We start from the raw sequence: 13,703 nt of genomic DNA on the forward strand, positions 1-13,703 counted from the left end.
CGGTCAGGTCATGATCGTGAGCGGCACCGAACCCGACCAGCCGCATGGCAGATCGCAGCTGGCGGCGACGGCCACCTCGATCTCGCCCCCGGCGCTCAACCCGCGAACCTCGGTCGCGCGTGCGGGATATCCGCATTCCGGGCATTTGCCGAAGTAGTTGAGAATCTCGTGGGTCCGGACAACCATGGCCGGACGATTGTCGATCGCAGACATAACAGCAGAGTAGGTTCGGTCCGGTCGCGAGGATGCGGGTCACGGCTACCTTCGTCGGACTCACAGCGGCGATGGGTGCCGATCGTGAAATTTCCAGTGCCGCAGGCCGTCGGGCCGCACGTGCGGGGTGATATCACGGGGATCCGGGTGCGACCGTGCCGATGATGGGCGGGTCTGTGACTCCGGGGCCCGCCAGGAGCCGCTTGAGGATTTTTCCGGTCTCGCCGCGGGGCAGTGCGCTGAGGAAGGTGACATCGCGGGGGACCGAGAAGCGGCTGAGCCGATGCCGGATGTAGTTGCGGACCATATCCGAATCCAGCCCCGCTCCTTCGCGTTTGACCACGAATGCCGCCAGGCGCTGCCCGAATTCGTGATCCGGCACGCCTACCACCGCCACCTCGCTGACCTGGGGCAGGTAGGCCAGCGCCTCTTCGACCGGGCGCGGGAAGACGTTCTCGCCGCCCGAGATGATCATCTCGTCGTCGCGCCCGTCGATGAACAACCGGCCCGCGGCATCGAGATATCCGAGGTCGCCGGTATCGAGCATGCCGTCGGCCTCGTTCGGCGGCGCGGCATTGACGTATCCGTCGAACAGCATGTGATTGCCGACGAAGATATGTCCGGTCGCGCCGACCGGGAGCGGTCGCAGATCCGGTCCGAGCACCGCGACCCGGGTGCCCAGCGGCGGGCGACCCGCAGTAGTGGGGGCGGTGCGGAGGTCGGTGGGATCGGCGATGGTCGCCCAGGAGACCTCGGTGGAACCGTAGACGTTGTAGAGGATGTCGCCGTAGCCGTCCATGAAGCGCAGCACCGTGCTCGCGGCCAGCGGCGCACCGCAACTGGCGACCACCCGCAGGCTGGAGGTGTCGTAGCGTTCGCGCACGTGCGCGGGCAGTTCGAGGATGCGGTGCACCATGATCGGCACCGCGATGAACGAGGTGACCCGATGCTCGGCGATCAGGCGCAGGCAGTCCTCGGCATCGAATTGCGAGGGCAGCACCACGGTCGCGCGCAGCGCCGTACTCAGCTGAAGCGCGGCCAGCCCCCAGGTGTGGAACAGCGGCGCCGGGATGAGCATGGTGTCGTTGGTGCGTAACGGGATTCGCGAGAGTAGTGCGGCGATAGTGCCGAACCCCTTGGCGTGCGGGCGCCGCGCGCCCTTCGGCGTACCCGAGGTGCCGGAAGTGAGCACGATCAGCTTGCCGGGATGCGTCGGCTTCGGAAAATCGCGGTGGCCCAGCGCGATGAGCTCGTCAATGGTGGTCGGGCCGGTACCCGGTTCGCGGAGATCGCAGGCGTAGCGGGCGATATCGGCGTGCAGATATTGGACCAGATGATCGAATTCGGCGTCCACGAACAGTGCCGACAGCTTGTCGCGCTGTACCACTTCCTCGATCCGGCGCGCGGGCAGCCCGGTATTGAGCAATGCCACGTCGACGCCGAGTTTGCCCGCGGCGGCCATGGTCTCGACCATGCCGCGGTGATTGCGGGCCAGCAGTCCGATGGCGTCGCCCGCGCCGAGTCCCAGTCTGTGCATGGCGGCGGCGAGCGCGTGCGTGCGGTCGTGCATCTCGCCGAAACTGCGGTTGCCGTGCGTATCGATCAGGGCGGTGCGGGCCGGTGCGAAGGCGGCCGCGGCCGCGTAGCCACCCGCCAGGTTGAAGCCCCACTCGGCGAGGCGGCGCAGCTGCTTGACCCCGAGGTCGAGCCGGTAGGTGAGTACTACGCCGGTCGACACGATCTGCTTGGCGACCTCCGCGCGCCGGCGCACCGGGGTGTTCTCGCCGTTGACAACTACCGAGGTGCTCGCGCCGCGCACCAGATCTTCGACACGCCGCAGCCCGCGCCGGGTCCACTCGATCACCGCCGAGTTGGACAGTTCGGTGAGGGCCGGATGCATACGGGTCGGGGCGAAGAAGGTGACCACGATCCGGGTGTGCTTGTCATCGCCGAGCACGCGCACCGAGGCGAAGCTGCCCACCGCCGGACACTGCAGTTCGAAGCCGTCGCGGACACGACCGACCACTAGGCGCACGGTGTGTGAACGGATCCCGAGCTCGGCGGTGCCGACCCGGAACCGCAGCATCGCATGTCCGTCGACGCTCTCCAGCGGCTCACACGCCCCGATTCCGGGAAAAACTCTGGGATAGGTCTGCGGCTCGAGGAGTAGAGCCCATACCGCGGGGCGGGGGATCGCGAACTCCGCGACCACGTCGATGACATCGGTAACCACTGGCGTGCAATTCTCGTCGGCCGGTTCGAACAGCTCGGGTCGGCGGAGAACTCATTTGTAACCCCGTCGTCAACTGCGGTCAAGCATTCACCGTTTCTCCTGGTAGAAGCCCTGTTCGAAGCTGCTTGACCCTTCGAATTCGGCTGTAGTCGAACGCCATTATGCTTTCTCCGGCGCGGTCCTGGGATGTATTTACCGGGTATGCGCACGAGGGGTTCCGGCGGGCAATTTTCGCGTCGTTTTGTGATAACTCACAAATGACATCAGGAAAAACTCGAACGTTTCTTTGTGATGCCGAGTGGCTATCTGCATATCACGCCCCGGTGCGCCGAGCCCGGGTCGATCGACCCCGGCCGACTCGGCGATACGGGAAATCGCCCCGAACTTATGTCCCGACGGGACAATAGTTGTAGACTGATGCCATGGGTAGCGACGATGCTGTCGACCTGGACGGCCGTAGACTGCGCACACGGCGCAGTCGCGAGGCCATGTCCCGCGCGGCATTCGACCTGCTGACCGAGCGGGGTCTCGACGCGGTGGGCGTCGAGGACATCGCCGTGCGGGCAGGGGTCACCCGGCGAACCTTCAGCAGGCATTTCTCCTCCATCGAGGAGGCCATCCTCGGCGACGTGGACCAGGACATCCACCTGTTCAACGACGCCCTGCGTCGCAGGCCCCCCGGTGAGCCGCCACTGGTCGCGTTCCGCGCCGCGGTGCACGACTGGCTGACCGCCGAATACGGTGGCGAGCGCGCGGCGCTGCTGGTGCGCCGCTGGGAGTTGTTCCAACGCTTCGATACCGAGCCCGCCCTGTTCGCCGGATATCAGCGCATCCGGGTGGAAGGGCTGCGGGAATCGGTGCAGATCATCGCCGCGCGCCTGCAGGTCGACCCCGCCGTCGACCTGCGTCCCGCCGCGGCCGTCGCGGCGGGCTCCGGCTTGCTCCTAGCCGCACTGCAGACCTGGGCCGTGGGCGATGACCCCGCCGCGCTGCCCGTTCTGGTCGAGGGCTTCTTCGAGACGCTCGGGGGGTTGGTAACCGAAATCCAGTACGAGGAGTCAGTGTCATGACTACCGGGTCGGTCAATGTCGTCCGCCGGACCTGCCGCCGGGTCGGGTTGGATCGCAATCCGATGCGCAGGCGCGAGGACCGGCTGCAGGCCGGGGTCGGTGCGTTGCTGACGGTGCTCGTCCTCCTTGCGGTACCGCTGGTCGCGCTACTGCTCGGCAAACCGTTGTACGAGGAGGAAAATCGAGCCGTGCAAGCGGAGACTGCGCAGCTGCACCGGGTGGACGCCACGGTACTCGAGGTCGGCCAGGCGCCGTTGTACGCGCCGGTCACACCCGTGAAGGTGTCCTGGCGTGAGACGGACGGCAGCACCCGCGTCGCCGACTACCACTCCACCGTGCTCGTGAAACCCGGGGCGACCGTGCCGGTGTGGCTCAACGATTCGGGTCGCGTGGTGGAGCCGCCGTCCGCGACCCGCCCGTTGAGCCGTGCTCTGTTCACCTGCTCCGCCATCATTTTCGCGGTGCTGATCGGCTGCTCTGGCGGCTACCTGATGCTGCGCACCGGTCTGGACCGCAGGAGGGCGCGGATGTGGGAAAGCGAGTGGGCGACCGCCGGGCTCACCTGGGGTGGCCACAACGCGACGTGAATCCGCCCGGGCGGCGCCCGAAGTGCGGCGTGCCCGCCGAGCAAGGGTAGGGAACGAGCTCAGCGGGCACACCGCGTGACCGGGCCGCTGCGCGGCGAACGAGGGCCCGGTACGTCACCGAGCATATTGGACGCAAGCCTGGGATGACCTGGTGAGCGGACGAACCTCGGAGATCGCACAACACCGCACGGTGGCCTTGTGACGGTGCACAAAGCGCGGTGCGATCAGACGGGGAACAGGCTGTGCTTGCGCGGGTTGGGCTTGCGGATCGCGTCCTTGTCGCGCAGCAGTCGCAACGCCTTGCGGATCTCCAGGCGCGTCTGCGACGGCTCGATCACCGCGTCGATGTAGCCGCGCTCGGCGGCGATCCACGGGGTGGCCATGGTCGCGTTGTAGAAATCGATCATCTGCTGCCGAACCGCCTCCCGCTGGTCCGCCGGCGCCGCCTCCAGCTGCTTGCGGCCGATGATGCCCACCATGCTCTCCGCGCCCATCACCGCGATCCTGGCCGTCGGCCAGGCCAGGCTGATGTCGGCGCCGAGCTGCTTGCAGCCCATGACGGCGTAGCCGCCACCGTAGGCCTTGCGCGTCACGATGGTCACGATCGGCACCGTGGCCTCGATGACGGCGCGGAAGAAGCGCCCGCCGCGCTTGATCACGCCGGCCCGCTCCTCCTCGATGCCGGGCAGTACGCCGGGGGTGTCGACGACGAAGATGACGGGCAGACCGAAGGCGTCGCACAGCCGGATGAAATGCGTCGCCTTATCCGAGCACTGCGCGTCGAGTGCGCCGCCCAGCACCTGCGGCTGGTTGGCGACGACGCCGACACTGCGGCCGTCGACCCGGGCGAAGCCGGTGATCAGGTTCTGTGCGGTGGCGGCCGCGATCTCGTGGAATTCGCCGTCGTCGAAGATCCGCAGCAGGATCTCGTGCATGTCGTAGCCGACCTTGTCGGCATCCGGGATGATCGAGTTCAGTTCCATATCGTGCGCCGTCACTTCGGGCTCGATTCCCGGATTCACCACCGGCGGCTGCTCCAGGCAGCTGGACGGCAGGTAGCTCAGATAGGAGCGGACCCAGTCGAAGGCCGCCTGCTCGTCGGGGGCGACGTGGTGGATGGTGCCGATCTCGGCCTGGACCGCGGCGCCGCCCAGTTCGTCCGCGCTCACGGTGTGGCCGGTCACCGCCTTGATGACCTCGGGACCGGTCACGAACATATACGACTTCTCGGTCGCGACCAGCACGTCCATATTCACCGGGCCGTACACCGAACCCGCGGCGCACTTGCCGAGCATGACCGCCACCATCGGCACGAATCCGGACAAATCCTCCTGGCGTCGGCACATCAGGGCGTACCACGCGAGCGAGGTGACCGCGTCCTGGATGCGCGCGCCGCCGGAGTCGTTGATCGCCACCACCGGGCAGGCGTTCTCCTGGGCGAACTCCATGGCGGCGGCCACCTTGCGGCCGAACATCTCGCCGACCGAGCCGCCGTGCACCGTCTGGTCGTGTGCGATCACCACGACGGGTCTGCCGTCGATGTAGCCGCGGCCGGTGACCACGCCGTCGCCGTACATGGCGTTATTGCTGCCGGGCTGGCGCATCAGCGCGCCCATTTCGACGAAGGAGCCCGGGTCGAGCAGCATGCGCACGCGCTGCCGGGCGCTGGGTATGCCCTTGCTCTTGCGCTTCGCGATGCCGGTCTCACCAGCCGGTTCTTCGGCGAGCTCGAGGATGTCCCGGAGCTCTTCCAGCTTCTCTCGCGTACCGCTCATGTGTTCAGTGTCGTCCTATCGAACTCGCCGTTACGACCCGGGCTGCCGGGATCACCGTACCGGGGCTGCGGCGCTCGATGTTATCGGTGATGAGACGCCGCGCACAGTTGTACGGTCGATCCGATGGAACAGCTCACAGCGGGGCCGGGTTCCCTGTCAGGTCGGGGCCGCCCGCCGGCGCCGCGGTCCGGCGGAGTGTAGTGCTCGGTCACGGTCCGCGGGCGGCCCGCCGGTGACGCCTCCAGCGGCCGTCCCATTCGTGCGGTGGGTAGCCTACCGTGGCTGCGACGCGGCGCCGGGAAATTGCGCCGTCGGCGCTGCGGCATCGGGCCACGATCCGAGGCATGACGATTATCCGTCGCGAAATGTCGTTATCTACTTGTGATTTCGCCCAAGGTGTGGCGTAAAGCCTGATGAGATACCAAGTTCGCGGTCATATGACCCAATTCCCATGCATTGATGGCTAGCCTTCAACAGTCATGGTGGGCATGCAGACCGGGTCGGGCACCGAGACCTTGGAGAACAGACTCGTCGAACATTTGGCGTATCGTCCGCGTGGCGCCGCGCCGGGTGATCTCGCGACGATCACGCGAAATTGTTTGGCGGAGGCGGTGAAGGTGCTCGGGCCGCGATCCTCGTCCGGTGGGCAGCCGGCCGAAATCGCTGGATCCGCGGTCCGGTGGGCGCGGGAGGGCGTCGCGCTCGAGACGGTACTCGGGGCCTATCACGACGGAATCCGTTCCGGCCTGGAGTTTCTCGCCGCCGAGGCGGGTCGCGATGACGCCGAACAGGTGATGGCCGGGGCGCAGCTCATCGTGCGGGCGCTGGAGATGGTGACCATGGCGGCCTCGACGGCCTATGTCGAGGAGCATCGGCTGGTCGCCAAGGAGCACCAGACCGCCGCGCAGACCCTGATCTCGGCGTTGCTCGGCGGGCACGGCGTCGCGGAATTGGCCAGGCGGACCGGGATCGCCATCGCGGCGTCGTATCAGGTGGTCGCCGTGTCGATTCCGGCGCATCCCGATGAGCGGCGGCCGGGTAGCGGTGACTCGGCCGCCCGCCGCAAACTACGCAGGGTGCAGGCGGCGCTGGCCGACCCGCTCGGATCGCGTGCGCTGTCTCTGCTGTCCACCGGTGGCGGCACCGTATTGGTCCCTATCGAGGCCGCCTCGGCGTTGATCCCGCTGGCCATGACCGCCGAGGTGCTGGAACTGGTCAGCGCGGCCGCCGAGGTGCCGTTGACCGCCGCGGTCGTCGCGGGGCCCACCGCGCGGATACCGGAACTGGCCGCCCGCGCGCACGAACTGCTCGGTCGCCTTCGGGCCGCCGATCGACCGCCGGGCTGGTACCCGGTCGCCGCGATGCCGGACGCGACGGGTGGTGATCGAGCCGAAATCTGAGAGCGTGACGGTTGTCGCACGCACAGTGCCGGATATACGGGGTTGTGACTGAGTCCAGCACCCGGTGAATCGGCTTTCGAATCCGGGTTCGCCGACCTACTGTCGAATATGCTCCGGATTCCCGGGCATACAAAGGAGTTACGAGTGACGACCGCGTTGACGGATGGGGACATTCCGCGCGAGCTGGAGCCCGTTGCCGAGCGCGGCCTCGGCGAACATCTGCGCCGAGCCGAGGCACGGTATCCGCACGACTATGTATGGTGGGACGACGGCCGCGATTTTGCGGCGCCGGGTGAAATCGATGGTGAGCCCGGCCGATCCCGATTGTCGGAGGTGACGCGGACCACCATGGTCACGAATCTACTCACCGAGGACAATCTGCTCTGCTATCGCCGCGAGATCTCGGAATTCTTTTCGCTGGACGGAGTCCGGGGTACCCCGATGGACCGTTCGGAGAAGAAGCTGGACCGGATGGCCGCGCGGCCTGCGGAACGAGCTGCCCCGGTCGTATGAGCAGACGAGTTTCGATCACCGCCGCGGCGATGGCAGCTGTCGCCGCGGCGGCGGCTGTATTCATCGGGGCGCAGGTCAGTGCGGAACCCGCGGGTCCGCAGGCGATTCCGCAGGCACCGGCCGTCGACCCGAAAATGACTCGCACCGGGCTCATTTCGAGGGAGACGGTGGGACCGCATCGCGAGCGGCTGGAGATCGCCTCGGCCGCGATGCGCCGCATCATCGTGGTGGATGTGTTGCGGGGCAGCGGATCCGGGCCACGACCCACGCTGTATCTGCTGGACGGCGTCGACGGTGAGGCGACCTCGGGTTGGCTCACCAAGGGCGGGGCAGCGGAATATTTCGCGGATAAGCCGGTCGATGTGGTGCTCACCAGCGGCGGCACCGGAAGTATGTACAGCGACTGGGTGCGTCACGACGCCGCGCTCGGGCTGAACCGCTGGGAAACCTTCCTCACCGACGAGCTGCCGCCCATTGTCGAATCGCTGGTGAAGTCCAATGGCACGCGCGCTATCGCGGGTGTCTCGATGGGCGCTCAGGCCGCCATGATGCTCGCCCAGCGCTACCCCGGCCGCTACCGCGCGGTCGCGGGCATGAGCGGCTGCTATTCCACCGCCGATCCGCTCGGCCACGCCGTCACCACCATTACGGTTGCCTCGCGCGGCGGCAATGCGGAAAATCTCTGGGGTCCGCCGAATTCCCCGGAGTGGGCGGCGCACGACACGGTGCTCGGTGCGGAACGACTCCGCGGTACGGCGATCTATCTCTCCGCCGCCTCCGGCGCCCCGACCGGCGCGGATCTGGTCGCGGTGGCGAACGCGCCGAATATCGTCGATGCCCTCGGTGTGGCCGGTGGCGGCGCGGCGTTGGAGGCCGGCGCCCGAGCCTGCACCGAGCGTCTCGCTACCCGCCTGGCGGAACTGAAGATCCCCGCGACGGTCGACTACGCGGACGTCGGCATGCATACCTGGGTCGACTTCGAGGCCCAACTACCCCGGGCCTGGTCGGTGCTCGCCGCGGCGCTGGGTGCACCCCAGCCGAGCTGACCGTGTGACGCGACCTCACAGATCCCGGGGTGGAATGAGGCGGTCGCGGGTGCGTTGACACAGGTATGACTTCGGCGTTGCGGGATGTGCGGCTCTCGATATTGGATCGGTCGCGGGTACGGCGTGGTCAGGGACATCCGGAGGCGTTGCGGGAGACGGTGGAGTTCGCGCGGCTGGCGCAGGAATGGGGGTATCACCGGTTCTGGGTGTCGGAGCACCACAGCGTGCCCGGTGTGGCGGGGTCGGCGCCCACGGTGCTCGCGGCCGCCGCGGCCGCGGCGACCTCACAGATCCGGATCGGGACCGGCGGTGTGATGCTGCCCAACCATCAGCCGTTGGTGGTGGCCGAACAGTTCGGGGTGCTGGAATCGCTCTTCCCCGGTCGTATCGATATGGGACTCGGCCGGTCGGTGGGTTTCACCGACGGAGTGCGGAGGGCGCTCGGTCACGGCAAGACCGATGCCGAGGACTTCGACGCACAGCTCACCGAGGTGCTCGACTACTTCACGCACGGCAGGCTCGGCGTGCACGCCTGGCCTGCCGAGGGTTTGCGCGTACCCGCCTACCTGCTGGCCACGGGATCCGGCGCGGAACGCGCGGCTCGCTTCGGGCTGCCCCTGGTCATCGCCGCGGTCGCAGGTGTGGACGGGATGGTGGAAGCGATCGAGCGCTACCGGACCGCCTTCCGTGAAACGGCCTGGGGTAGTGAACCTTACGTGATGGTCTCGGGTGCCGTCGTCATCGCGGACAGCACCGAGGAAGCCCGCCGTCTCCTCCTGCCGGAGGCGTGGTCCAATGCGTACTCCCGCACCAGGGGCGAGTTCCCGGTCCTGATCCCGCCGTCGGAGATCGAACAGCTCGATATGACCGAGCGGGAGCGCCGGATCTTCGATGAGGCTCTGCGCGACCACATCCACGGCACCGAGGACGAAGTCGCGGATGCCCTCGAACATCTCGTGGCGCGCACCGGCGCCGACGAAATCCTGGTGCACACCAGCACTTACGACCGTACCGCCCGACTGGAATCGCACCGTCGCCTCGCCCGGCTCACCGGACTGACCGCGGGGTATGCGCCGTGGGAACCCGCCGGGGTGTCGGCCTGAGCGTCGGTACCTTCCGTCTTCGGCCGGGCGGTGCGCTTCAGCGTGCCTCGGCGGCGGCTGGCGCGTCGGTGCGCCAGTAGCAGAACGGTTCGCAGGGGCCCGGTTGCCGGATGGTCGTGGTGACAGCCGGGGGATCGGGCGTGGTCGTGGGTGGGTAGGAGTAGCCGCCGCCGAAGAGGACGACGATCTGGCAGACCACCAGGGTCAGGATGGCGATGCCGACGAAGAGCAGCAGGACCAGTAGGAACGGTCCGCTCGTGAGGATCCCCGATTCCAGCGTGAGCTTCGAACGTTCCTGTCGCACGATGTCACCCCCGCCGCGCGGCACGGCAGCGCCCGCTATTCATAATTCGATCAAAGTCGAATGTTCTTGCAGATGCACTTGCAGATGTACGGCTCATGGACACCATGATCCGCGACTTCGTGCGGTGTACCAGTACTCGCGGCTGAGAAATCTGTGACAAAACCGGAGCAATCGCCGCGATCGGGTCGAGTGGATCGACCCGATGCCCGCGGTGCCAGTACCGCGCTGTTTCCTTGCGTACCAGCCGTATTCAGGAACTTTGCGGAATTTGGAGCTCGGCGGTCGCGTAGCTGAACAGCGCGCGGCCGTTGGCGTGCGCCGTCATCGCGACCGTCACGCGACGGTGTGGGGTGTCAAGAGCGGTTACGTGGCCACGGAGTTCGACAACGGCGAAATCCAGCGATGAGAGAGTGAGGTAGTGGGTGTGCCGGGCGGACTGGGTGCGCAACCGGGTGAGGACGGTCCGGACGCCCAGCCGGGAGGTGAGAAAGGTTGCGGCGAGGCCGAGCTCGAAGGTGCTCGGGGTGAGAACCGGGTCGGCGCCCGCGGAGCCGTACGGTCCGTCGGCGACGAGCGGAGGATCGGCCGTACCGGTCAATTCCGCATAGCGGACGAGGTCGCCACCGCGGAGTTCGACCGTCCAGGGAGGCAACTCGAACCCGACCGTGAGTTCGTCGATATCGATGGCACGGGAGAGCATTCGGGGTCGAGGTCCGCTGATTGAATCGGCGTATGCCGCTCCGCGAGCCGTGGCGTGCTCGTGGACTACGGCACGGCAGTGCTCGCCGCCGATGCGGGTCAGCAGCGAGGTGGTGGCGGTCTGCGCGATCGCACCCTGCTGGTCGATGAGTGCGGCTCGGATCGTCAGCACGTGATAGTCGGCGAAATACCGCAACGACTCGACATGGGCGCGGCAGATCAATTGATCGCCCTCGACGAGCGGTCGTCGCAGGTCGAGCACCTGGTCGACGTGCAGTATTCGGTCGGGGCTGCCGTCCGGTATCAGGGAACCGAGAATATCGCGCTGCACCCCGGTGAGGATTGTCGCGCCGAAGGTCGCCGGGGCGACGAGCGCGGGTAATCCGGTTCGGGTGGCGTCCCGATACGCCGGGTGGAAGTCCCGCACGGCATGCGCGAATTCCCGAATGGCTTCGCCGCGTATCGGATCGGGCGACATCGTGACGGAGAAGTGGTCGACGGGGGATCGGGCGACGGCGATTTCGGTGGCGGATTCACGCATCGTTGCTCCTGTATCGCGACGACTCACGCGATCGAGCCGAACGGGGCGGCGAGCAGCGGGACCTGATCGGGGGTGACGGTGCCGACGACCTCGACGCCCGCGTCGAGGAAGTCGCCGACGGCTCGGTCGAGGTGGTCGGTCGAGGTGATGACGACCGCGTCGCGGGCCCCGATATCCCGCATGATGCGGGCCGACTCGCCGGCGTTCTCAGCGGTGCTGGAGGCGTCGGGCTCGAGGTGTACGCGGTCGGGCGGAATGCCGTGCCGGATCAGCCACTGCGCCATCGCCTGCGCCTCGGTGACACCCCCGCGGGGATTGCCGCCGGTCACGATGATCGGGGAGGCGGGTGCGAGCAGTGCCTGCGCGAATCCGGCGTGCAGCCGCGCGATCAGTTCCGGGCGCATGGCGCCGTCGGGGAACAGGCCGTAGCCGAGCACCACGATCGCGGTGCCGGGGCCGCGGAAGCCGAGCGACGACGGAGCGGCGGGCGCGGGATCCGGCGTCGCGGCCGATCCGGTGCCGTCGGCGAGCGCGTACGGGGCTTCTAGCAGGGCGGCCGCGACGGTGAGCGCGCCGAGCAGCAGGCATGCGATGCCACCGCGGCGCGGCAGGGCGCTCGAAATCGTGTCGAACATGGCAACTCCGTTGATTAGCCATCAATTGGCTCGAGTGGTGGTAACTGTGTCCATGGTCGGCCCGGTATCGCTGTGCGGCGCGGATGTTTTCGAAATATGAGGAGAATTCATCGTTGTGCGGCAGTAGTTTTGGTATCGCGGCCCGAGAGCTTGTGACCAGCACCGATATGTCTGTCATGGGGCTGTGAGTACTCCAGGAATGTCGCCGCGGAAGTGCGCTGTGCGCAATCACTGAACGCCGTCAGCGGCATTCATGAAATGTCCAGAGACCGATCTCTTGCCTGGTTGCCGGATCGGGCTCGCCCTAGCGTTGCCGCAGTTTCAGTGCCCGCCGTCCGGCACGGCGGGCACTGGCACTCGAACGTTGACGTTCTGCGGGAAGGCATCTGATGAAACGAAGTACCAGCGCCGCGGTCATGATGGGCGTATGCGTCACGCCATGAGCTTCACCGGCGTTGCGGCGCATGCGGCGCCGGAGTCCGCGCCCACCGAACAGACACTGGCGGAATACATTTCGGCCGGGCTGAAGGGGCGCCCGGCCGCGAACTCGGGCAGCGCGGGCGGTTCCGGCTCGGCCTGTACCTCGGGCAGTGGCGCGGGGTCGGGCAACGGTTCGGGCAACTGCTACGGCGGTTCCGGCAGCAGTTCGGGCTCCGCGGGCGGGTATGCCAGCGACACTGTGGGTTACGGCCCGCCGATGACCTCGTGGGTGTCCGCCTTCGGCTACGGTCTGTCGAAGCCCGATGTCGCCCCGCCGGGAACCAATGACTGGAATTGCAAGCCCACCGCCGAGCATCCGCGTCCGGTGGTCGCGCTGCACGGCACCTGGATGAACGCCTACAACGCCCTGGCGTATATGGGTCAGCCGATCAAAGACGCGGGCTTCTGCGTCTTCACCTTCAACTACGGCCGCTCGAACCTCCTCGAGGGCGGCGGTCTCGGCTCGATACTGCCCGGCGTGATGGGCACCGGCTACATCCAGGATTCGGCGAAACAGGTTGCCATCTTTGTGGATCGGGTGCTGGCCGCCACCGGAGCGGCAACCGTCGATATCGTGGCGCACTCGCAGGGTGGCGCACTGGCGAACTGGTACACCAAGTACGAGGGTGGCGTTGGCAAGGTGAAGAGTCTGCTCACCTTCGGCGCCACCCACCACGGCACCAGTCTGGACGGTATCGGCGCGCTGGGCCGAGCGATCAACAATCTCGGGATCGACATCCTCGGCTTCATCGAGATGTTCGTCGGTCATTCCGGCATCCAGCAGACCATCGGGTCGGATTTCGTGAACAAGCTGAATGCCAACGGCGACACCGTCCCCGGAATCGACTACACCATCGTCGGCACCCGCTACGACTGGGTCACCAATCCCTATGATCTGACATTCCTGAAGGCGGGACCGGGAGCAAAGGTCGACAACATCGTCCTGCAGGACGGTTGCGAACAAGACGTCTCCGACCACCTCACGATGATGTATTCGCCGCGCGCGCTGTCGATTGTGCTGCGGGCGCTGGATCCGGCGGGGCACCCGCAGCTCGACTGCACCTTCAACCCGTGGCTGATCGGCGGTGATGGCTCCCTGTGACG

The 13,703-nt window shown here is 67.1% G+C and carries 13 protein-coding genes; 7 read left to right on the plus strand and 6 right to left on the minus strand.

Annotated features, from left to right (window positions below):
* Positions 1-3 precede the first annotated feature (3 nt).
* Together AB0H61_RS25550 and AB0H61_RS25555 are read right to left on the minus strand one after the other, a co-directional pair.
* The gene (locus tag AB0H61_RS25550) at positions 4-213 is read right to left on the minus strand and encodes a hypothetical protein (RefSeq protein WP_357308993.1); all 210 of its coding nucleotides are present in this window, start codon (positions 211-213) and stop codon (positions 4-6) included.
* A gap of 133 nt (positions 214-346) precedes the next feature.
* Positions 347-2,446: an AMP-binding protein gene (locus AB0H61_RS25555; RefSeq protein WP_357308995.1), complete on the minus strand. Its 2,100-nt coding sequence runs from the start codon at positions 2,444-2,446 to the stop codon at positions 347-349.
* Positions 2,447-2,868: 422 nt separating this feature from the next.
* On the opposite strand from AB0H61_RS25555, the gene AB0H61_RS25560 reads away from it, so the two are divergent.
* Both AB0H61_RS25560 and AB0H61_RS25565 read left to right on the plus strand, forming a co-directional pair.
* Positions 2,869-3,516 (plus strand): TetR family transcriptional regulator, encoded by a 648-nt coding sequence (locus AB0H61_RS25560; protein ID WP_357308997.1) that lies wholly within the window; start codon positions 2,869-2,871, stop codon positions 3,514-3,516.
* Complete coding sequence (locus AB0H61_RS25565; protein ID WP_357309000.1) at positions 3,513-4,103, plus strand: hypothetical protein; 591 nt, start codon at positions 3,513-3,515, stop codon at positions 4,101-4,103. The genes AB0H61_RS25560 and AB0H61_RS25565 overlap by 4 nt, the downstream gene beginning before the upstream one ends.
* A 224-nt stretch (positions 4,104-4,327) precedes the next feature.
* Here the strand turns inward: AB0H61_RS25565 and AB0H61_RS25570 are convergent, their stop codons facing one another.
* Positions 4,328-5,878, minus strand: a complete 1,551-nt coding sequence (locus AB0H61_RS25570) for an acyl-CoA carboxylase subunit beta (protein ID WP_357309003.1) — start codon at positions 5,876-5,878, stop codon at positions 4,328-4,330.
* Between the two features lie 479 nt (positions 5,879-6,357).
* Here AB0H61_RS25570 and AB0H61_RS25575 point away from each other — a divergent pair, with 479 nt between their 5' ends.
* From AB0H61_RS25575 to AB0H61_RS25590, 4 genes are all read left to right on the plus strand, one after another.
* On the plus strand, positions 6,358-7,278 hold the full coding sequence (locus AB0H61_RS25575) for a transcriptional regulator (protein WP_357309006.1): 921 nt from the start codon (positions 6,358-6,360) through the stop codon (positions 7,276-7,278).
* A 144-nt stretch (positions 7,279-7,422) separates the two neighbouring features.
* On the plus strand, positions 7,423-7,791 hold the full coding sequence (locus tag AB0H61_RS25580) for a hypothetical protein (RefSeq protein ID WP_357309009.1): 369 nt from the start codon (positions 7,423-7,425) through the stop codon (positions 7,789-7,791).
* Positions 7,788-8,837, plus strand: coding sequence for an alpha/beta hydrolase family protein (locus tag AB0H61_RS25585; RefSeq protein WP_357309012.1), 1,050 nt, complete (start codon positions 7,788-7,790; stop codon positions 8,835-8,837). The genes AB0H61_RS25580 and AB0H61_RS25585 overlap by 4 nt, the downstream gene beginning before the upstream one ends.
* A 65-nt stretch (positions 8,838-8,902) precedes the next feature.
* Positions 8,903-9,940, plus strand: a complete 1,038-nt coding sequence (locus tag AB0H61_RS25590; protein WP_357309015.1) for an LLM class flavin-dependent oxidoreductase — start codon at positions 8,903-8,905, stop codon at positions 9,938-9,940.
* 37 nt (positions 9,941-9,977) lie between these two features.
* Here AB0H61_RS25590 and AB0H61_RS25595 read toward each other — a convergent pair whose 3' ends face one another.
* From AB0H61_RS25595 to AB0H61_RS25605, 3 genes are all read right to left on the minus strand, one after another.
* A complete protein-coding gene (locus AB0H61_RS25595; RefSeq protein ID WP_357309018.1) occupies positions 9,978-10,244 on the minus strand; it encodes a hypothetical protein in 267 nt (88 codons plus the stop codon).
* A 250-nt stretch (positions 10,245-10,494) separates the two neighbouring features.
* The gene (locus AB0H61_RS25600; protein WP_357309021.1) at positions 10,495-11,484 is read right to left on the minus strand and encodes a MaoC family dehydratase N-terminal domain-containing protein; all 990 of its coding nucleotides are present in this window, start codon (positions 11,482-11,484) and stop codon (positions 10,495-10,497) included.
* Positions 11,485-11,507: 23 nt separating this feature from the next.
* A complete protein-coding gene (locus AB0H61_RS25605) occupies positions 11,508-12,119 on the minus strand; it encodes a YdcF family protein (RefSeq protein WP_357309024.1) in 612 nt (203 codons plus the stop codon).
* A gap of 427 nt (positions 12,120-12,546) precedes the next feature.
* On the opposite strand from AB0H61_RS25605, the gene AB0H61_RS25610 reads away from it, so the two are divergent.
* On the plus strand, positions 12,547-13,701 hold the full coding sequence (locus tag AB0H61_RS25610) for a lipase (protein WP_357309027.1): 1,155 nt from the start codon (positions 12,547-12,549) through the stop codon (positions 13,699-13,701).
* Positions 13,702-13,703 lie beyond the last annotated feature (2 nt).

This window comes from Nocardia sp. NPDC050710, from assembly GCF_040654375.1.
Lineage (GTDB): Bacteria > Actinomycetota > Actinomycetes > Mycobacteriales > Mycobacteriaceae > Nocardia.

Bases quoted from the DNA above. Each gene is read 5' to 3' on its own strand.
- AB0H61_RS25550 (WP_357308993.1), bottom strand. From the start codon at position 213: ATGTCTGCGATCGACAATCGTCCGGCCATGGTTGTCCGGACCCACGAG.
- AB0H61_RS25560 (WP_357308997.1), top strand. From the start codon at position 2,869: ATGGGTAGCGACGATGCTGTCGACCTGGACGGCCGTAGACTGCGCACA.
- AB0H61_RS25565 (WP_357309000.1), top strand. From the start codon at position 3,513: ATGACTACCGGGTCGGTCAATGTCGTCCGCCGGACCTGCCGCCGGGTC.
- AB0H61_RS25570 (WP_357309003.1), bottom strand. From the start codon at position 5,878: ATGAGCGGTACGCGAGAGAAGCTGGAAGAGCTCCGGGACATCCTCGAG.
- AB0H61_RS25575 (WP_357309006.1), top strand. From the start codon at position 6,358: ATGGTGGGCATGCAGACCGGGTCGGGCACCGAGACCTTGGAGAACAGA.
- AB0H61_RS25585 (WP_357309012.1), top strand. From the start codon at position 7,788: ATGAGCAGACGAGTTTCGATCACCGCCGCGGCGATGGCAGCTGTCGCC.
- AB0H61_RS25590 (WP_357309015.1), top strand. From the start codon at position 8,903: ATGACTTCGGCGTTGCGGGATGTGCGGCTCTCGATATTGGATCGGTCG.
- AB0H61_RS25600 (WP_357309021.1), bottom strand. From the start codon at position 11,484: ATGCGTGAATCCGCCACCGAAATCGCCGTCGCCCGATCCCCCGTCGAC.
- AB0H61_RS25605 (WP_357309024.1), bottom strand. From the start codon at position 12,119: ATGTTCGACACGATTTCGAGCGCCCTGCCGCGCCGCGGTGGCATCGCA.
- AB0H61_RS25610 (WP_357309027.1), top strand. From the start codon at position 12,547: ATGCGTCACGCCATGAGCTTCACCGGCGTTGCGGCGCATGCGGCGCCG.